This window comes from Paenibacillus vulneris, assembly GCF_039543185.1.
Lineage (GTDB): Bacteria > Bacillota > Bacilli > Paenibacillales > NBRC-103111 > Paenibacillus_S > Paenibacillus_S vulneris.
Map to the genome: position 1 here is coordinate 569,347 of NZ_BAABJG010000015.1, position 19,292 is coordinate 588,638.

A 19,292-nucleotide genomic window follows, 5' to 3' on the forward strand; every position below is an offset into this window, starting at 1 on the left:
AGCAAACTGTCATGAAATACCTTACATCACTGGAGTCATTCATCTTTCATAAGCTCAGCCGAATCGCATATCAAGTTTGGTATGGACAGCACAACGCATTGGATTTGGTACTGTCGGGCGACAAAGAACTCGAGATGCAAACGCATCCATTTCCTGTTAGTAAAGAGCAGCAGTATCAGTTTACCTATCAACCTGATATTTCTTACATGAATATTACATTTGAGGATGAGCTCCAAATGGTTGTTTATTTCTCAAATAGCGATACACGGCTGGACGAGCTCGAACTACAGCAGCTGTATCTTCTTTGTCGGGATTTTCATCATCAAATGCTCTTAACAACGAAGGACCTGGAATTGGACAAAATGATTGAAGGGATCGGAGCGCTGACTTCTACGCTGGATCTGAATAAGCTTCTCCAACAAATCATCCGAAGCGCTCTGACGGTTATATCCGCGGGCGATGCAGGGATTTTTCGATTGTATGACAGCCAAAGCTCCCTGCTGAATCCTCTGGCTGCCATTGGCTTTGATGATTCCATTGCCCAATATAAAACGAGGAGCGGCGAGGCTATTTCAGGGAAAGTATTCTCCGACGGGATTCCGCGAATTTATCATTCCAGACAAGAAATGGAGGCGGATTATACCAACATTTCCTCGCAAAATGCTAATTTTGTACAAACAAGCGAAAAGGCCAACGCCCTTATCATTGTTCCCGTTTCCTCGGGCGATACGCGAATAGGAACCTTAACGCTGCTGCAATTTCACAAGAAAAGAAACTTTACCCATCGGGATATCAAGCTATTGCAAGGCTTTGCCTCCCAGGTTGCCATTGCCATTCATAATGCAAAGCTGTATGAGGAAACCCATTTGCGCTTGCAGCAGGTGACGGCGTTGAGTAAGAAGTTAGAAGACAACAATCTTTTGTTGCAAAAGAGAATCAATGTTCACGATACGTTAACACAGCTATCTCTTAAAAATAAAGGGATACAGAAAATGATTCACGAGATCAACCTGATCTTGGGTATGCCGGTTGCCTATATTGATTTCCTGGATAATGCAATTTATAAAGAGCATGAGAGCAAAGTGCCGGTCAGCTTTGATATGATATCCGAGTTATTTGCGAACCAGCAGCAGCTCTCGCCTTTGTCTATAAAAATAATGAACCAGGATTATTTCTTATACCCAATCACTGTCGGCAAAGTGCTGCTGGGCTGTATTCTCGTGACCGTTTCTCATCCTCTTTCTCCGATGGATATTATTACAGTGGAACAGAGCGGCTCTGTTCTGGCGCTTGAAATCGTCAAAAAAATATCCGTGACCGAGCTGCAGTACAAAAAAGCGGATGACTTTTTCAACCAAATCTTGAACATGCAAAATCATGAGCAGATTATTGCAAAAGGAAGGCAGTTCAACCTTACCTTCTCTTCCTATTCATTTATCGTGATATGTGAAATTCCCGAGCTGACTGAGCCCTACGAGGTAGAAGCTAAGATCCAACGCTTCATTTCACGGCTGAATAAAGAGCTTGTCCAAGTTAATAAGTTAATTTATGGGGATTATAATAAAGTGAAATTCCTGGTATCCGTTCATGATCCGGCTGAAGTTGACAAAACCATTCATCTGATCTCAACCGTCATTAAAGAGTGGGAGAAAACAGACCAGCTTTTATTACGCGGAGGAATCGGTTCAGCCTACCAAGACTTGGAGGATATTAGTAAGAGCTACAATGAAGCGAATAAGACGGTAGCCTTTGCGAGGAGCAAAAATAATTACGGCCTGATGCGCTATGAAGAAATCGGGATTAACCGTTTTTTTCTTAATCAGCCTATTCAAGAAATCGAGAAATATATTAATGAGATTTTTGCGCCGCTAAGAACAGACAAAAATCAAAGCAAGGAATTGGAAAAAACCTTGATGCTGTATATTTCTTTGAATCAATCTGCAGTTGAAACCGCCAGGAAGCTTCATATTCATGTCAATTCCTTTTATCAGCGGATGAAAAGGATTGAAGAATTGCTTGATCTTAGTCTGGACGATCCTGAAGATATGCTAAAGATTCAGCTTGCCTGCCATTTGAAAAATACATTTGTATAGAAGTAACCAGCAGTGTTCATTAGGCATGCAGGATCAGACAGGGCAAGCGGCGATGTCGAAATGAGCTTTTCCTTCTTCGCACTCATGATATAATGGAATCCGAAACTTCTCGTTAATCAATCCATTATTCAAATTCACTTGGAGGAATATATGTCCCAGTATAGTAGTGCATCTGATCACGAACCGGCACATAGCAAAGTGAGACTCGCCCTTTATATTGCGATCTTCATAGCCATAGCTGTGGCTGGATTAACCTACGTCAAATGGCTTCCGTATTATCATAAAGCGTTAGATGCCGCCGTCAAGCATACGATAGGAGCATCTATCATCTCTGGCACCAAACCCATAGCTCCCGATCCCTCATGGACCAGTGCGTGGGAGTATGCCAAAGCTTATTATGCCTCCGTATGGAAGGCCGCCGTCTTGGGTATTGTACTCGGCTCCCTGCTGCAGGTGTTAATTCCTTCCGGCTGGCTGCTTCGCATGCTGGGGAAAAGCAATTTTAAAAGCACCGCTCTGGCGGGCATGGCATCTCTGCCAGGTATGATGTGCACCTGCTGCGCGGCGCCGTTGGCCGTCGGCTTACGCAGGAAGAATACTTCGGTCGGAGCAAGCCTCGCCTTCTGGCTCGGAAATCCGACACTGAACCCGGCAACGCTTGTATTCATGACCTTTGTACTCTCGTGGAAATTTACGCTGCTTCGCCTAGTATTCGGATTGATCCTGACCTTTGGCGTCAGCCATTTTGCCAACCGGTTCGCTGACAGCTCCAATCCGCCGGAGGAAATAAACCGGCTTGCTCAAGAGCAGAGCAAAGAGCCCTCCGGCTCCCTGCTCACCCGTTGGCTTCGCAGCGCATGGCACATGATCCTGCATATTGTTCCGGCTTATGTTATAGCCGTGCTGCTGCTCGGCGCCGTCAGAGCCTGGCTGTTCCCGGCAGCCGGTGAAGCGGGAGGCGGCCTGCTGGCTATTATCGGATTCGCCATCGCTGGCACGCTGTTCGTCATTCCGACAGCAGGGGAAATTCCCATCGTTCAGACCATGATGTCCTTCGGGATGGGAGCAGGTCCCGCTTCGGCGCTGCTGCTAACGCTGCCGGCGGTCAGCCTGCCTTCGCTTCTGATGATTTCCAAATCATTTCCAACCCGGGTCCTGGTCTTCGTCGGCTGCGCAGTCGTTCTTCTCGGGATCGCCTGTGGTGTTACAGGCATGCTGCTGCTGTAAAGAGGGACCTAATGAGCAAATGCTCTCTTGCCTGCAGCGACGCTTGATAACAAGTGCATATAAAATGCCGCATGTTCAGTCATAGAACATGCGGCATTTTTGTTACCACTATAATACTGCCAACAAAGCAGCTGATTCGGCCCCGAAGCCAAGGCCCTAACTTGTGACGGCGGGCAGCAGCTTACGCTTTGAGTGAGCCGGCGAGTCCGCTAAATATCACGCCAAGCGCATAGGCCCCGGCATCCGGATAGCCGATGCTTCGATTGCCTACCGTCCCCGCCCTTCCCATACGAGCTGCGATGGATTCGGTCTTCTTGGCGCCTTCTACTGCCGCCTCGGCCGCCTTTATTCCTGCCGTTATCAAATCGGTTCGGTCATCGGCCGCCTTCGACCACGCTTGAGCATAAGGAACAAGAGCATCAATAAGAGTCTTATCACCGACTACCGCCCCCCGGCCAAAGGAGCGTTCTCCCGTAGCCTGGATTCCTTGTACCGCCGCATTCATCATCCCGGCTATTTCCGGTACTGTCAGTTCCTTCTTGCCTTTCGCATATTTACCTGCCGCACGGAATCCCGATCCCCAGATCGGTCCGGATGCTCCGCCGCAGTGCTCCATAATAATAAGAGAGCATGCATCCAGGAAAGCACCTATATCGTTCGCTTGGGAAATGATTTCGTCCCATTCCGATTTCAGCTGCCTGAAGCCCTTGGCCACGCTCATCCCAAAGTCGCCGTCGCCGGCATGGGAATCCAGCTCACAGAACGGTACCTCGTTCTTAATGACAATCTCGCTCATCTTATCGATCAAATAAATCAGGTTGTTAAGGGACAGCTTCCCATCCCGCACCACCGCATGCTCCTCACTGGTTACCATGCCGAAATCTGTGGGACTGTGGTGCTCTGCCTCATTAGATAGACTGCTGAACTGCACCGGTTCAATGGGTCCTCTTACGACCAAGGCAGGGGTATCACACTCTTCAGCCAATAGCCGCTTTAGCTGAGCGTCCAGCTTCATGATGCTCAGTGAAGCCCCCGCCATATCGATGCTCGTCATGTAATTGCCGACGAACACCCTATAAACCTTCACCTTTCGTGATTCCAGCTCCCTCATCACCGCGTTGTTAAGCAGATACAGCTCCTGCAGCGGGGTACCGCCGAACCCGTTGACCAGTACAGCCACCTCATCGCCGTGATTGCCGCTGATTTCCAAGCTATGCAGCAGCTCTGTCACCATGCGTGCCGCAAGCTCGTCCGCAGGGAGAAGCTTTTCCCGCCGAATACCGGGTTCCCCATGAATGCCGACGCCATATTCCATTTCTTGCTCGTCAAGCGCGAAGGTTGGACTCCCTTTGGCCGGTACGGTGCAGGAGGTAAGCGCAAAACCTATGCTTTTGACATTGTCGATGGCGTTCTGGGCCGCTGCCTTCACCTGCTCCAGGGACATGCCTACTTCCGCCGCCGCTCCTGCGATTTTATGAACCAGAACGGTTCCAGCCACGCCTCTTCTTCCGACAGTGTATAGACTGTCCTCAACTGCAATATCGTCGTCCACCTTCACATAGTCGACCTTGATGCCGTCTTCGGAAGCCAGATGAGCCGCATTGTTAAAATTCATCATATCGCCGCTGTAATTTTTGATAATGAGCAGTGTGCCTTTGCTGCTTGCCGACGCTTTGATCGCCTGATACACCTGAATCTGGGACGGTGAAGCGAAAACATCGCCGCACACGGCGACATCCAGCATGCCCTTGCCCACGAATCCGGCATGTGCCGGTTCATGACCACTTCCCCCGCCGCTGATCAGGGTGACTTTGTTCGGATGAATCGTCTCTTTCTTGATAAATGTATATTTGCTGTTATACTCCAAGCCCGGATGTGCCATAACGAAGCCGTTTAACATTTCTCTCACGAGCGTTTCCGGCCGATTCATGATTTTCTTCATAGAATCCCATCCTTTTCATAGATTATCGACTCTATCTGAAAGTATGTAAGGCAGTAGTGAAAATATGGATCGGATTCATTGTAACATCAAATATGATGTACAACCAGTTTGACTTCGTTTACATAAATGTCATGTTCCGTGCTTATTAGACCGCCGCTCGTAAGCAACCCATATCATCGCCGCACCAAGTACCGCGCAGAGCATATACATCATGGAGTAGCTGGACAGGTCTGCCACTGGCCCCATCACAATGCCGCCAAGTGCCACACCCAGATCTGCCATTGCGATAAACAAGCCCATCAATACATTCCGGTTCTCCTTCGGTAATACAAAGCTCAAGTAAGTCGTCAGTGTCGGATAAAGCAGAGCTTGGGCGATACCCATCAAAATCGCGCCTGCATAAAACAGAACAGCCCCGCCTGAGGCAGCTAGACTGACGCTAAGCGAAGCCGCTGCGACCAGCAGCATAGTAGCCGTGATAAAGAAAGAATGCCATTTACCATCAGAGGGGATTTTTTTCCTCAGCGCATAGCGTGCGGAAACGACCACAGCTGCCTGCAGCATGAGATAAAAAGCCGCACTTCCGCCGGTAATCAGCTCGGCATATAACGGAATAAAGGTGGTTACTGTGCCGAAGATCAGGGAAGCACTTAACATCAGGACACTGCTTTTAAACAATAGCCGATTCTTCACCAATTGAGTAAAGGATTGCAGCATCTCTGTTCCCTGATTCGGCACATCCGAATTTCCTGCAGTCTTGACGGACGGATTGTCCAATGTCGCTGTAAAGCCCGCCACCCCAGACAGCACGGCAATGGCGATCATGACGGATGCGAATACATTCGTATCCCCTGACTGCCAAATGCCAATGGCAAGCAAAGGGCCGATTACACCGGGTAGATAGGAGCAAAGGGAATACATGGATATACCTTGTGAACGTTCCTTGTCTGGGAGCGCATCAATAATGCCGAGCTGCAGGGCCATCGAGAAAAAAGCGGTGCATCCTCCCTGCAGTACTCGCGCGACGAAATAGCCACCAAGTCCGGTAAATGCATACGTTACAAGGGCGGCTCCATTGACGATCAAGATGAGACGCAGCAGCTTAACTGGTCCGTAGCGCTGAATCAGCCCGCCGGCCCAAGGGCGGAAAATCATAGTGGTAAACAGATAGGCCCCCATAATAATGCCTATCGCAGTATTGGATGCGCCAAGAGCTTCGCCTCTCAAAGGAATAATGACATTAATAATTGAATTGCCGCTAAAATAAAATAGCGTGAGCAAATACAGCCGTATAAACGGCCAGGATAAGGCTCCCTTCATTCCTTCCGCTCCTCCCCCAATAGCAGCGTTATAGCATGACTTTCCTCAGCAGCTCCCTAGTGTAAGGTGATTGGACGCTATTCAAGTACTTCGCCTCGATAAGCTCTTCTATTCGACCGCTTCTAACTATCATGATCCTGTCACATAGATAGGCAGCCGCCTGGATATCGTGAGTGATAAAAATATAGCCCATGTCATAAATCGATCTTAAGCTTTTCAGCAATTCAAGTACTTGCATTTGATTCGACCCGTCTAGCGAGCTGATTGCTTCATCCAGTACAATGCATGCAGGTTGGGTGGAAATCGCTCTCGCGATACATACCTGCTGAGCTTGCCCGCCTGATAGCTCATGGGGATATTTCGTAAGATAGGATGCATCCAAGCCGACTTGCCTCAGCAGGAGTTCGATTGTACTATCGCGCATCTTCGGCTCCGTCTTCGCCAGCCTCAAGGGCTCAAGCATCGCTTGTTTCACCGTATAGAACGGATTGATGGAGGAGGTATAGTCTTGGAAAACTGCGCTGATTCCTCCCCTTCTTGTACTGCGGTCTGATATTGGTTTGCCATTGAATGTAACGGTGCCCCGATCCGGCTTTTCGATACCCAGCAATAGACGTCCCAACGTCGATTTGCCGCTTCCGCTTTCGCCTATAATGCCAAGGCATTCCCCCTGCTTCCATTCAAAGCTGATGTTATGCAGCACTTGCTGCCGTGCTTTGCCAAACCAGAAGCCTTTTTTGTAGGTTTTGCAAACGCCCTCAACCTTTAGCAACGTGGTTGCCTCCCATCAACTTCATGAAATTGTGATTCAACGCCATTTTGGTTGACACGAGATAACGTGTATACGGATGCCGGGCTTGAGTGAGTATGTCCCCCGTCGCCCCTCGCTCTACTATTTCTCCATCTTTCATGACCAATACCTCATCAGCAATGCGTTGGACAACGCCAAGATCATGAGTTACAAAAATCATTGAGCTGCCAATGCGTCTTCGCAATTGCAGGAACTGTTCTACAACTTCATATTGCGTAACGGCATCCAGCGCTGTCGTCGGCTCATCAGCAATGATAATGTCAGGCTCAAGAACGATGGCGAGAGCGATCATGATCCGCTGCAGCATGCCGCCGGACAATTCGTGCGGATAACGGCTCATCACTGCCGCAGGGTCGTTGAGACCAACGCTTTCCAGCGCTTGCATTAATTTTTCTGCAGCCTCTTCCTTTTTCCAATCATAGTGCACAGTGAGCGTCTCCCTCAGATGGGCACCTACAGGCCGGGACGGATCGAATGCACGCATGCCGTTTTGCATTATCATACAGAGCTGCTTTCCTCTCACCTTGCGTATGTCTTTCTCGGAAAGCTCCGACAGATTAACTCCTTTCAGAATAATACTGCCGGATTGGTGCAGCCTCGTTGCATTAAGACGCATCACTGCCCGGCACGTCAGCGATTTTCCGCTGCCGCTTTCTCCCACAATAGCAAGACATTCTCCTTGTCTAAGGCAGAAGGAGCTGCCTGGAACAAGGACGCTGCCCGTCAGGCTGTCCCATATTTTCAAATGGTCGACTTCAAGCACATTCATGACCTGTATTGGAAGCCTCCTTCCCTCGCTGCTTTGGCAGGATTACGCCTTCTTGCGCCTTCGTCCTCGTGCTAGCGGTTATCAATTTCGGATCCAATGCGGTTTGAAGCGAGTCAGATAGAAAATTGACTGCGGATACTACTATAATGATCGCAAAGCCGGGAGCCAGCATCAGCTCCGGCCGGGAGAACATGACCGGTCTCGCTTCATTCAGCATCATGCCCCACTCGGCGTGCGGCGCCTGAATGCCCAGACCGAGAAAAGACAAGCCGGATATTTGCAAAATCATGGACCCAAAGGTGCTGCTGAAAATGACCGCAATTTCAGGCAGCGCCACCGGTAAAATATGCTTTGTCATAATGCCGAAATGACCGGAGCCAAGCGTTTTGGCGAATCTCACATAATCAGCGTCTGAATACTGCAGGACGGCAGTACGAATGACGCGGGCAAACCATGCCCATTTCATCAGAACAAACGCGATCAATATATTTCCGAGTCCCGTCCCCAGCATACCGATGATCGCCAGCGTCATCACGTATCCCGGGAAAGAAAGCATGCAGTCGCAAATCCGCATTAGCAGCGCATCCCATTTACCCTTAAAGTATCCGGCCATAAAGCCAAGTATGGCTCCCATACATCCAGACGCGGCAAGCGCTGCAAGTACCCACAATACGCTGGGACGAATGCCGTAAATAAGCCGGGATAACACACAACGGCCGAGATGGTCGTTGCCTAACCAATAGGGCCAGGATGATCCTGCAAAACGAAGTTCCATATGTACCTCATTCGGATCATGCGGCGCAATGAGCGGCGCGCATATGCCGATTAACAATATGACTGCAACGACGGCCAGCGATGCGGCGCCTAGTTTATCCTTCATCAGTTGCAATAACAGCCTCATCTAAAGCTCCTTCCTTAACTTAGGATTAAGTATCGCGTTGATGATGTCGGACATGGTATTAAACAATACGAAAGCGACAGCCAGCACTAAGACATACGCCTGTATAATTGGAAAATCCCTGCTGAGTATCGATTTGACAGTCAATGTACCCAGACCAGGCCATGCAAAGATGTTCTCCACTACAACCGTGCTGCCCAATAAGATGGGAATCGCGAGGCCGAACACGGAGACTGCGACCTGCATGGAATTACGCAATATGTGCAGCGTAATGCTTCTCTCCGGTAAGCCGCAGGCTCTGGCATACAACACGTAATCTTCATGAAGATTACTCAGCATGGAATTGCGGATCACCCGAAAATATATACCCGCGTAGCCGACAACAATAATAGTAACCGGCAGCACGTAGCTGCTGTATGAATCCATTCCGCTCGTTGGAAACCAGTCCAGCTTAACGGAGAAATACCAAACCATTAACGCTGCAAGCCAGTATGGCGGCATTGAGGCTAGAATAAAGGAGACGCCCCGAACCGAAAGATCAAGTACATTTCCTTCTCTCCAAGCGCAGACGATACCCAGTCCAATCGATACAATTATAATGAATGCCGACGAAACCAGTGTTAGCTTGAACGTATTAAGCAATGCAGGACCGAGCAGCGACCAAACCGGCTTTCCCGTCACATAAGACCTTCCGAAATCGAGCTGCAGGCAGGATGTTAACCAATCCATATACCGGATGAGCAGCGGCTTATCCATCCCCAGCGAGATTCGCGTCTCTGCGATCAGTTCTTCGGTTACAACAGGCACATCCTGAGCACGCAGGATTACCTCGACCGGGTCCGTCGGTGATAAATGGTTCAACACAAAGGTTATAAATGAAATAACAACAAGCAGCGGCAGCGCAATAAGTATGCGTTTGACGATGTAACTCCCCATAACCGCTTCCCTCACACCTCTCCACCGATAAAATTGTTTTTTGCACCCGCCTTACTCGAAATGCATTCGTTCAAATGGAAGCTCGAATTGGGTCTGCTTGAACGAAATGCCCTTTAGAGATGCCGGCGCCACAACGGTAACCATCCCGTTCGTCAGCGGAATAAAGACAGCTTCATCGTGGACAATCGTCAAAATGTCAGCATACAGTGCTTGCCGCGTTTTTTCATCCGCAGATACCATCACTTCATCAATTTTGCGATAAAGCTCTTTTGCTTGGGGGATTCCACTTGTCGTATAACGATAGGAAGATTCGGCGGCAAAGGCGGTAATGGTGCTTTGCGGATCATAGGCAAGACCCCAAGTTTGGTTGAATAACAGATCGTAGTCACCCTTCGATCTCCGATTTGCAATGGAGCTCGATTGTTCGCCGGCCAATTCCAGCTTCATTCCGATCTTAAGAACCTCATTTTGAATCAACTCCGCCTGCGCCTTCTGTGAAGATGAGTTAACATCGTAATACAGCTTCATCGTTAAGGGGCGGCCGCCCTTCATCCGGATCTCGCCGTCTTTCTCCGCTATCCAGCCTGACTGCTCCAGTAGACGCTTGGCGACTTGCGGATCATATTCCCGCTTCTTTAATCCTATATTGGCGTAGTTCACATTGGAGGAAAAAAGTGTTTCCGCCGCCGTTTCCGTCCCGTTGAAGATCCTTTGACTAACCGACTTGCGGTCAATGGAATGCCAGATCGCTTCACGCACTGCCTTCTCGCTGATGGGACTGTCCGACTTGCTGCTGTTGGCTGCGATCATCTTCGTATTCATCGGCTCGCTGCGAACAACCTGATATGTACCTGATTGTGTCAGCCGATTTATCATTTCTACATCAATGCTGTCGGCGCCGCGATCGTCGGTGAAGATAAAATTAACCTCGCCTTTTTGCAGCGCCAGCAGGGTCGTCTCACCGGCCGGCAATACTTTGGCTGTAATCCGTTTTACCTCGGGTGCACCGCCCCAGTAAGTTTCGTTTGCTTCAAACCGGGCATATTGATCGGTCACATGTTCGACCATTTTATAGGGCCCGGTCCCGCTGTATCCCCTGACCCCGTTCTTCGTTTCCCCATTGAGAAAATCATTTGGCGACACGAATACATAAGGGCGGGTCATCGACAGCTCCAATAAGGTTGGGTAGTACGGCTCTGTCAGCGTTAGTCGAACCGTATACTCATCAATTACGCTAACATCCTTTATCATTGAGGATAGTTTGATCCATGCGTGCTTGCTCGCATTGCGCTGTACGGCATCGATATTTTGTTTAACCGCTTCAGCGTTAAATGGTGCTCCGTCGTGGAAGGAAACGTTTTTCCGCAAATGAAAGGTGTATACCTTCCCTTCGTCGGAGATATCCCAGGATTCCGCGAGCAGCGGCTTAATGCCGTCCTTGGTGTTTTCAACTAACGATTCGTACACCATTCCTTGTGCCGCCATTGAACCGGGATACAAATGAGGATTCATATCGTTAATGTCTTTCGCCGTCGCATATATGAGCTCCCGGGCTCCATTCGTTTTACTCGCAGCATCGTTCTTGCTGCCACTGCATCCGGTTATCAGCAATACGATGGTTAATACCACTGCTAACAGTCCAGTTGTAATTGTTCTGTTCATGTTTTTTTGACACCTTCCCTTAAATAGTAATTATTACTATATATAACTACTGATTAATAGTAATTATTACTATAATTGATGTCAATCTTTTTTTGTTTTCTGTCGTTCCACTTTCCGATTAGTGCGGCTACAAAAAAACGGCGGCACCAAAAGGAGCATATATGTGAAATGCGTCTTCTTTCTTACGGTTTGCAGCTTGGTAAACGTAAACGCTTTTGCTTATAAAAAAACGACAGCCCTGAAATAAATCTCCTAGGCTGCCGCTGTTGCCATTCTATCCATTATCTTGAAAGTTAATCCTAATGGTGCTGTATTGATACGTAAGATTGGTGATATTAATGCTTCGTTGTCAAAATAAGGCCCCATTCCATGTACTAGCACGATAGCTTATCGGTTCCTGTAACGGAACGGCCGGAAGCGATGAAGCTTTGGTCGTACGAGTACACGATATTCTCCTCCAGCCGTTCTCCCGAAAGGTGCATACGAACAAGTAGCCTTCCAAGCTCCGGAGTAATGTCCTTATACCAAACTCCGTCTGGATAGACAATTACGACACAGGCATCCTCGCATCGGCCATTACAGCGGGTGCGTGTTGTATGTATCTGTTTATCCGCTCCGAGCACTTTAATTTCATCCCGGATGGCTTGTGTTACTTCATCGGCCTGCCGCCTCATACAGCTGCCTCCATTACAAATGAGCAGATGGCATCGGGTTTCTTGCAAATTCCATGTCGTCATGGACTGGCTCCTTTCCAGTGACCATTTACAGCCATGGCGGATGACATCGCACGCTATAAATGTAATTATTACTATTATAGTCACAAACCGTGATGTCTTCAATCTTATTTTTCTAGCAGCCCTTTATCATCCGCTAAACGTTTTAATTTGAATAAACATCTTGATTTCACTTCCGCTATCTTCACCCTTAAATCGGTCGTCGTATACCTCGTAACAAACAATATCAAATTGTTCATAATGATTTGTACCGAGCCAATTCATGAGTTTTTCAAACGTTTCGTTTATTTTACTTAAAGGTCCTTGGTGAGTTGCTGCTGCATATTGACCTGCAGGAATTATATACGAAGACATTCCTGCAGGCACCCTGCTTGCTGTTGCAGCTTCAACTCCGGCAAGATAGCCATGTTCATTACGCTTGATTAACCCAATGGTTTCAGATGGATTCATCCTTTCATCTATCTCATCTAACCTGTTGAATAAGGCGTGCCAGACCTCTTTAGGGTCGGCAGGCTGACCGATGGTACCTATGCCGATAATCTTACGTTCCGGAAATTCAACCAATCTCGGTGCAAGGCTCAATGCAAATCATCTCCTCTAATCATCTATCAAAATGGAATCAGACCATAAACGGCTAGCTCCCTGCCACAAGCATCATGCTTCATTGGGAAACTGATTCCTATCGAGCCAGGTTAATTCTTTGATCTTAACAGCTGCTCTATTTGTGCTTTCATTTCATCGTTGTGAATATAATAATGACCGCCAATGCTATTGGGCGTAAATCCAAGCTTCAGTTCTTTATTTTCAAATAATGACACCGCATATAGGAAGCCGCTGCGATCTTCTTGATTTGGGTCAGGAATCAATTCTATATGACGAACGCTATCTATCCATGCCTGTACTTGTTCCCTGTCCGTAAAGGATTTGCGTTTACCGCTTGATCCGTCAGTAATCTCAATGGTATCTACTTTGGAAATGTCACCGTTATAAAATTCAGATAGCTTTTTGACCGATAGATGTTCCTTTTTTCCGCATCCTGCAGCGATAACAGAAAATGAAAGAAGGATCACTACGGTCATTAAACGTATTCTCTTCATAGTACGCCACCCCTTTACATATAAGGACGTTCAAAAGGTAAAATTCGTTTCGAATCTTTCGGCTGCGGGATAAAATAAAAAACCAGTAGAAGATGAGTACATTCCTCTCCTGGTTTTCTATATCAAAGCTTTGTATGAGGGACTACCGCTGCTTGAATCTGAACATCGAGAATGCAAGGCTTACGCTGCTCCAATGCGGAACGCAGCTCCTGCTCTAACTGCTGAGGAGACTGCACTCGCCGTCCCATACCGCCGCATGCCTCGGCAATCTTCGCAAAATCAGGGTTAACCAGCACGCTGCCCAGCGTCTGGAGTCCCGCTGTCTCCATCCTGTTCTTTTCCATCGCATAGGAACCATTATTCATGATCAAAACAACGATTGGCAGCCCCAGCTGAACCGCGGTTTGGAACTCCATTAACGTTTGTACGACTCCGCCATCCCCCACAACCGCAATAACCTGCCGGTCCGGATACTCTAACTGAGCTGCAATGGCCGCGGGAAGTCCGAAGCCTAATGTACGCCATCGACCGGAAATGAGGAACTCTTGCTGCTTCGCTTGAAACACCCGGTTCAACCAGAGCGTATGATCGCCGGTATCTACAGCAATGATCGCATTTGGAGCTGCCAGGTTGGAAAGGGTATGAATCACACGCTGCGGAGCCATCGGAGCAGTCTCTTGCTGCGTCTCTCGAACGATTGTTGCTTTCCAGCTTTCCGTTACTTCCTTTATCCGCAGCTTCCATTCGTCACGCGCAGCGCCGGTTGGTACAGCCATCTGCAGCAGTTTGGGCACGATTTGTTTTAGATCTCCTACAAGCCCCATCGCTATTTCATGACCGATTCCCATCTGGACAGGTGACTTGTCAATCTGCAGAATACGCGGCTGCTTGGGAGTATAGCCCTCCGGCCACCAGGTTCCGCCTAATATGACGATCAAATCGCTTTCATCCAGAAGTATAGTCGATGCTTCACTGCCTGCCTGTCCCAGCCCTCCGGAGTAGAGCTCATGATTATTTGGAAAAAAGGAGCGCGCTGTGTAGGTGGTGACAACGGCCGCTTGAACTGCCTCGGCAAGCTGTTGGATTTGAGCCGCGGAGTCCTGTGCACCACGGCCAAGCAGGAAAAGAGGACGCTGAGCCCCTTGTAGCATGTCAGCAGCTTCCTTGATCTTCCCTTCAGGTGTCAGAAGCTCTTGATGCAGGTGTTCGGGATAGCCCTTTACCTTCCCTTGAACCTTCAAGGTATACAGATCCTTAGGAATAGATAGATGGGTTACTGCTCCAAACATCTTCGCTCTTATCAAACATTCCTGCAAGATTTCCGGCAGTGCATCGGGATGGGCAAGCAGCTCGGATTTCTCAGCAATGGGACTTATGAGCTGCTGTTGATTGATGTATTGCTTGGTATGCGTACCTATGTGCGGTTCATCGACCTGTCCTGTCAGCACCAGTACACCTGCATGATCCATTGCGGCATCTGCAAGACCATTGATCAGGTTGGCTATGCCTGGGCCGCTGGTGGCCAGACACACAGCCACTCTTCCCGTCAGCTTGGCTTCTGCGGATGCCATCAGGGCCGCACTTCCCTCGTGCTTGCAAGCAATGTATTGGATCTTGCTCTGCTTGGCCAGAGCATCCAATAAATACAAATTTGCATCACCGATAACTCCGAAGATTCGTTTTACGCCCCACACGGCAAGCTGCTCTAGTATATATTGAGCAACTGTCAGCTCGTTGGCAGTCAGGGTCTTATTTTGATTTGCAGGATTCAAGACGGATAGAGACATGGAATCACCCCTTCACGATTATAATTGTAATCGCTTTGTAGGTTTTCCCAACCTGCACACCCCCATTCAATGCTTAGATGGACAAGACAACGGAGTATTTACAGAATTCGTTCAAAAAGCTATAATTTGATCAATTGATCAATATTTTGTACGATTAATCAATATTTTTTTGAAGGAGGATTAGTTTTGTCCAGAATTCGGCGATTTGCTCCTGTACTTGGTTTACTTTTGTTAGCTCCATGGGTAGGAGAATTTTTACTTGGGACCAGTCCAATTCAAAACTTGGCAGCCGCTTTGGTGCTGCTTTTGCCGATGTATGGCGGAGGCGCATTACTAATTCGGGAAACGGCACGCCGATTAGGCCGCGGCTGGCCGACAATGCTCTTTTTTGGCGCAGCATATGGTATTATTCAAGCTTGTCTAATTGATCAATCCCTTTTTAACGCCACATATTTCGATACTCAATTGAACAGAATTGCCGCCCCTATTCCCTTAGTTGGGATCAGCGCCTATGATTTACTTTCTTATGTCGGAGGGCATGTAATTTGGAGCATAAGCGTGCCTATCGCAATTATAGAGATGTTGACTCCTTCAAGAAGAGTAACACCTTGGTTAGGAAATAAAGGTCTGTTCAGCATCGGTATTTTGTATTTGTTTGGTTGTGCAATTGTATTTTCCTTTACCTACATGGAGCAGAGGTTTATCGCTTCAGTGTTACAGCTGGCAGGTGCTGCCATGGGTGCATTCCTAATTATCTTGATCGGTGTTTTTCTCAAGAAAAACAAAAGAACAGCTTATGAGTCGAAAGCTTTAATAAAGCCACTTCACCTGGGAATTGGGTCATTTGCGGCTTCCAGCCTTTTTTTCTCCAAACCGGAAAATTGGGGCGGTGTAATATGGGGTGTTTGCATTCTCTTACTTTCGTGGATACTCATAAGCCGTTGGTCAAGTCATCGGGATTGGAGCATTCAACACCACTTCGCAATAATTACGGGTGCTTTGCTAACCTATGCATGGGGCGGCTTTGCCATGACTTTACTTTTATGGCCGGATAACACTTGGGCTTGGATCGGTAATGTGATCTTTGCTCTGATGGCCATTGCACTACTGACTGTAACGATAAAAAGAATACACAATCCAAGCCACTAAATTCAAAAATGCTTCTTAAAAAGGGGGTAAGAAACTCTTGTTCAAATCTCAACAGAGCAACAAGCAAATTACGGTTATTGGATTAACGCCGTTTGAACGCATTTTTCTGCTGATTGCTCCACCTGCTGCAGGCCTTATTGTGGGATATTTCTTACCATCAATCGCTGATTGGGCTGCGGGATTGCCTTGGTTTCCCTTTCAGGGTCCTTTGAAGCTGGTCGCTTCAATTCAAGAGATCTGGCTTACCGCAGTAACGACTATTTTAGGTTTTATTGCAGGTATGTGGCTTTCTGCTGAGGCGATTAAAGACAGCCTTATCATCACTGTTTCTGATGAAGAACTAATTCTGAACATTGCGGATTCGACTCACCGCTATTCCAGATCTGATATCGCTTCGATGCTTATTGACGGCAAGGAACTTGTCCTTCTTGGAAATGCCGGTCAAGAACTAGCACGAGAACGTTATGAATCGACGCCTGCCAAAATAGCAGATGCATTCGTCAAGCACCGTTATTCATGGTCGTTTGATGGGGACCCATATGAGGCAGAATATCGTCTTTGGGTGGATCATACGCCAGATTTATCGCCAGCCTTGAACGCTCTACTAAGGGCTCGTAATCAAGCAATGCTAAAGAAAGACATGGAATCTGCTAAAGAAATGCAATGCGAAGCTAGTAAACTTGGTATAATGGTAAAAGATAGAGGGAAATTTCAATACTGGAGAAACCCAGGCAAGACCCACGAGGTGAGGTACGATGACCAATAAAAAAAAGGATGAAAAAAAATCTTTCATTTCCGAGGCCAGGCGCGAGCAAATCTTTGATGCGGTCATTATGACACTGGATGAGATCGGTTATATCCACGCCAGCATGGCCCAGATAGCAAAAAAAGCTGGGATTAGCACTGCATTAATTTCATACCATTTTCGAGACAAAAACGATTTGATGGACTACACTCTGATGAAGCTTCTCTCCGATATGTCTTCCTATGTTCTGGAACGTACGCAAGCATTATCGACTCCTAGCGATAAGCTCCGCGCCTTTATCGAAGCAAGTATTGCTTATCATATAGAAAAGCCAAAATACAATATTGCTCTGATTGAGATTATATTCCATGCCCGGACCCTCGATAACATACCCTATTATAAGCTGGACGACGATGAAGAGAATCCTATGGATAGAGAACTGCAACAGATACTACTTGCTGGTCAGGGGACAAAGGATTTTGGCGAGTTCAATGTTGTGGTGGCGGCAAGCGCAATTCGTGGCTCCATTGACGAATATATATTTAATAAGAAGCTGATCGGCACTATCGATCCGCAATCCTACAGTACCGAGCTCGTGAATCTGTTCAACCGTGCGGTCATGAGATGAAGAGAGATAGTCTTAAACCAACATCACATCCATACTCCACATGAGACCGATAGCATTTAGCGGATAGGTCTGTGCCCTTTTGGATTTTGGCTTCCTGTAGGAAACCCCCGAACAGGCCGCGGCTGCCATATACAATAAAAGTGACTTCGCCGTTTGGCAAAACGGCAGCATCTTAGACTATGGCGGCCGCATCGAGGCTCAGACGTAGCTTGCAGTTACTATAAATGGTCAACGATATATTGAAGGATACATGTGAATTTCGAATACTTTGAATCTAGCTCGAAAGGTGGAGCGTAGAATTGAAAGCTTTTTTTATAAAATTGTACTCTGAATATTTACTAATCCCCCGAGCGGTCCGTTTATTGTTTTTATGGGGGTGGATTATTTTATTTATATTTGCTGGTTATACATTCCATTGGTTTATTTTTTAAGTTTCAATCATTATCTGAGGTCCTACTCGTTCATTGGTATCGGGCAAGCAGTTCTGTAAGCTTCGCCCTTATAGCATCCTTTAATTCTGCGGGCTCCTTCAGAACAGCCTCATTCCCAAGCGCAATGAAGAATTCTGTATAAAAGCCAATATCGCCGCGGGATACCTGCGAATCGAGCACCCCGCTTCCATCCTCCAGCACACGAAGCATGGGAGCGGCCCAAAGCTCACCTTCGCATCGCTGGACACCTGCACGGCTTAACTCCGCATACAAGCGGATCGGCTCTCTAGGCTGGGCATACTCCCGCCGGCTTAGCCGGACTTCACCTAGATCGAGCGGCTCCGTGGTTTCGTCGTGGACTGCTTCGCTTATCCGATCACATCGAAATACACGGAAGCCTTGTCGAAGAAAGCAGTATGCCGTACAGTACCAAAAGCCGTTGTTTGCATAAATACAAACCGGTTGGATCCGGCGGCTGCTCTCGCCCTCTTCCTTCGACTTGTACACAACAAGCAGCACCTTCCGATGAATCGCAGCGTCCAGAAGACTTGCCAAGCAAGGAGCCTCACCTCGCCTTGTCGGCGTAATGAAGTCTACACGGTCCTTCATGCTGTCGATACGGTCTCTGACATCCCCTGGCATATAGTGGTAGAACTTACTTAGTGCCGATGCCGATTCCGCTTCGAATGGAAGTGAGGAATAATGGCGCAGGGCGTGTACGGCAAAAAACATGGCTACCGCCTCCCCTTCTGTAAAGGCGATCGGCGGCAGTACCCTCTCCCTTACCACTTGATAACCTCCGTGCGGCCCTACTTCCGAATAGAGCGGAACCCCAAGCTCGCTCAACTCCTGCAAATCCCTCAAAATCGTACGCTTCGATACGCCGAATTCGTCGGCCAGCTCCTGAACCTTGAATCTCCGCTTTCGGTTCACGGTTAGCATCAATTCCATCAATCTTTTGGATTTGGGCATCCTAACCATCCTTTTTTTCAAATCAAAAAAGTTTATGACATGTATTGTCACTATTATGCCTTAAGATGAACTCAGCATACAACATAAAATC

At 47.8% G+C, this 19,292-nt stretch carries 17 protein-coding genes; 5 read left to right on the forward strand and 12 right to left on the reverse strand.

Annotated elements, in window-relative coordinates:
• Positions 1-11: 11 nt before the first annotated feature.
• A complete protein-coding gene (locus tag ABEA66_RS16135; protein ID WP_345588846.1) occupies positions 12-2,093 on the forward strand; it encodes a helix-turn-helix domain-containing protein in 2,082 nt (693 codons plus the stop codon).
• Between the two features lie 150 nt (positions 2,094-2,243).
• Positions 2,244-3,320, forward strand: coding sequence for a permease (locus tag ABEA66_RS16140; protein ID WP_345588848.1), 1,077 nt, complete (start codon positions 2,244-2,246; stop codon positions 3,318-3,320).
• Between the two features lie 181 nt (positions 3,321-3,501).
• Here the strand turns inward: ABEA66_RS16140 and dhaK are convergent, their stop codons facing one another.
• From dhaK to ABEA66_RS16195, 11 genes are all read right to left on the reverse strand, one after another.
• The gene (gene dhaK, locus ABEA66_RS16145; RefSeq protein ID WP_345588850.1) at positions 3,502-5,262 is read right to left on the reverse strand and encodes a dihydroxyacetone kinase subunit DhaK; all 1,761 of its coding nucleotides are present in this window, start codon (positions 5,260-5,262) and stop codon (positions 3,502-3,504) included.
• A gap of 129 nt (positions 5,263-5,391) precedes the next feature.
• On the reverse strand, positions 5,392-6,582 hold the full coding sequence (gene cntE, locus ABEA66_RS16150) for a staphylopine family metallophore export MFS transporter CntE (RefSeq protein WP_345588852.1): 1,191 nt from the start codon (positions 6,580-6,582) through the stop codon (positions 5,392-5,394).
• 28 nt (positions 6,583-6,610) lie between these two features.
• A complete protein-coding gene (locus ABEA66_RS16155) occupies positions 6,611-7,354 on the reverse strand; it encodes an ABC transporter ATP-binding protein (protein WP_345588854.1) in 744 nt (247 codons plus the stop codon).
• A complete protein-coding gene (gene cntD / locus ABEA66_RS16160) occupies positions 7,341-8,162 on the reverse strand; it encodes a staphylopine uptake ABC transporter ATP-binding protein CntD (RefSeq protein ID WP_345588856.1) in 822 nt (273 codons plus the stop codon). The genes ABEA66_RS16155 and cntD overlap by 14 nt, the downstream gene beginning before the upstream one ends.
• The gene (gene cntC / locus ABEA66_RS16165; protein WP_345588858.1) at positions 8,149-9,063 is read right to left on the reverse strand and encodes a staphylopine uptake ABC transporter permease subunit CntC; all 915 of its coding nucleotides are present in this window, start codon (positions 9,061-9,063) and stop codon (positions 8,149-8,151) included. The genes cntD and cntC overlap by 14 nt, the downstream gene beginning before the upstream one ends.
• Positions 9,064-9,996, reverse strand: coding sequence for a nickel/cobalt ABC transporter permease (gene opp1B, locus ABEA66_RS16170; protein WP_345588860.1), 933 nt, complete (start codon positions 9,994-9,996; stop codon positions 9,064-9,066).
• A gap of 51 nt (positions 9,997-10,047) precedes the next feature.
• The gene (cntA, locus tag ABEA66_RS16175) at positions 10,048-11,658 is read right to left on the reverse strand and encodes a staphylopine-dependent metal ABC transporter substrate-binding lipoprotein (protein ID WP_345588862.1); all 1,611 of its coding nucleotides are present in this window, start codon (positions 11,656-11,658) and stop codon (positions 10,048-10,050) included.
• A 374-nt stretch (positions 11,659-12,032) separates the two neighbouring features.
• Positions 12,033-12,395, reverse strand: a complete 363-nt coding sequence (locus ABEA66_RS16180; protein ID WP_079911512.1) for a (2Fe-2S) ferredoxin domain-containing protein — start codon at positions 12,393-12,395, stop codon at positions 12,033-12,035.
• Between the two features lie 126 nt (positions 12,396-12,521).
• A complete protein-coding gene (locus tag ABEA66_RS16185) occupies positions 12,522-12,974 on the reverse strand; it encodes a GyrI-like domain-containing protein (protein WP_079911513.1) in 453 nt (150 codons plus the stop codon).
• A 110-nt stretch (positions 12,975-13,084) separates the two neighbouring features.
• Positions 13,085-13,489 carry a hypothetical protein gene (locus ABEA66_RS16190; protein WP_345588869.1) on the reverse strand — a complete coding sequence of 135 codons (405 nt, stop codon included), beginning with the start codon at positions 13,487-13,489 and terminating at the stop codon, positions 13,085-13,087.
• Between the two features lie 122 nt (positions 13,490-13,611).
• Positions 13,612-15,276 carry a thiamine pyrophosphate-binding protein gene (locus tag ABEA66_RS16195; RefSeq protein ID WP_345588871.1) on the reverse strand — a complete coding sequence of 555 codons (1,665 nt, stop codon included), beginning with the start codon at positions 15,274-15,276 and terminating at the stop codon, positions 13,612-13,614.
• Between the two features lie 186 nt (positions 15,277-15,462).
• On the opposite strand from ABEA66_RS16195, the gene ABEA66_RS16200 reads away from it, so the two are divergent.
• Genes ABEA66_RS16200 through ABEA66_RS16210 form a run of 3 tightly spaced genes read left to right on the forward strand, consistent with a single transcriptional unit; the run spans position 15,463 to position 17,798 of the window.
• Positions 15,463-16,425 (forward strand): hypothetical protein, encoded by a 963-nt coding sequence (locus ABEA66_RS16200; protein ID WP_345588873.1) that lies wholly within the window; start codon positions 15,463-15,465, stop codon positions 16,423-16,425.
• 37 nt (positions 16,426-16,462) lie between these two features.
• The gene (locus tag ABEA66_RS16205) at positions 16,463-17,191 is read left to right on the forward strand and encodes a YqeB family protein (protein WP_345588875.1); all 729 of its coding nucleotides are present in this window, start codon (positions 16,463-16,465) and stop codon (positions 17,189-17,191) included.
• Complete coding sequence (locus ABEA66_RS16210) at positions 17,181-17,798, forward strand: TetR family transcriptional regulator (protein WP_345588877.1); 618 nt, start codon at positions 17,181-17,183, stop codon at positions 17,796-17,798. Before ABEA66_RS16205 ends, ABEA66_RS16210 begins: the two co-directional genes overlap by 11 nt.
• A gap of 461 nt (positions 17,799-18,259) precedes the next feature.
• Here ABEA66_RS16210 and ABEA66_RS16215 read toward each other — a convergent pair whose 3' ends face one another.
• Positions 18,260-19,201 (reverse strand): helix-turn-helix transcriptional regulator, encoded by a 942-nt coding sequence (locus ABEA66_RS16215; protein WP_345588879.1) that lies wholly within the window; start codon positions 19,199-19,201, stop codon positions 18,260-18,262.
• Positions 19,202-19,292 lie beyond the last annotated feature (91 nt).

Excerpts from the sequence above, each read along its gene's own strand:
- ABEA66_RS16135 (WP_345588846.1), top strand. The coding sequence starts at position 12 with ATGAAATACCTTACATCACTGGAGTCATTCATCTTTCATAAGCTCAGC.
- ABEA66_RS16140 (WP_345588848.1), top strand. The coding sequence starts at position 2,244 with ATGTCCCAGTATAGTAGTGCATCTGATCACGAACCGGCACATAGCAAA.
- dhaK (WP_345588850.1), bottom strand. The coding sequence starts at position 5,262 with ATGAAGAAAATCATGAATCGGCCGGAAACGCTCGTGAGAGAAATGTTA.
- cntE (WP_345588852.1), bottom strand. The coding sequence starts at position 6,582 with ATGAAGGGAGCCTTATCCTGGCCGTTTATACGGCTGTATTTGCTCACG.
- cntD (WP_345588856.1), bottom strand. The coding sequence starts at position 8,162 with ATGAATGTGCTTGAAGTCGACCATTTGAAAATATGGGACAGCCTGACG.
- cntC (WP_345588858.1), bottom strand. The coding sequence starts at position 9,063 with ATGAGGCTGTTATTGCAACTGATGAAGGATAAACTAGGCGCCGCATCG.
- opp1B (WP_345588860.1), bottom strand. The coding sequence starts at position 9,996 with ATGGGGAGTTACATCGTCAAACGCATACTTATTGCGCTGCCGCTGCTT.
- cntA (WP_345588862.1), bottom strand. The coding sequence starts at position 11,658 with ATGAACAGAACAATTACAACTGGACTGTTAGCAGTGGTATTAACCATC.
- ABEA66_RS16180 (WP_079911512.1), bottom strand. The coding sequence starts at position 12,395 with ATGACGACATGGAATTTGCAAGAAACCCGATGCCATCTGCTCATTTGT.
- ABEA66_RS16190 (WP_345588869.1), bottom strand. The coding sequence starts at position 13,489 with ATGAAGAGAATACGTTTAATGACCGTAGTGATCCTTCTTTCATTTTCT.
- ABEA66_RS16195 (WP_345588871.1), bottom strand. The coding sequence starts at position 15,276 with ATGTCTCTATCCGTCTTGAATCCTGCAAATCAAAATAAGACCCTGACT.
- ABEA66_RS16210 (WP_345588877.1), top strand. The coding sequence starts at position 17,181 with ATGACCAATAAAAAAAAGGATGAAAAAAAATCTTTCATTTCCGAGGCC.
- ABEA66_RS16215 (WP_345588879.1), bottom strand. The coding sequence starts at position 19,201 with ATGCCCAAATCCAAAAGATTGATGGAATTGATGCTAACCGTGAACCGA.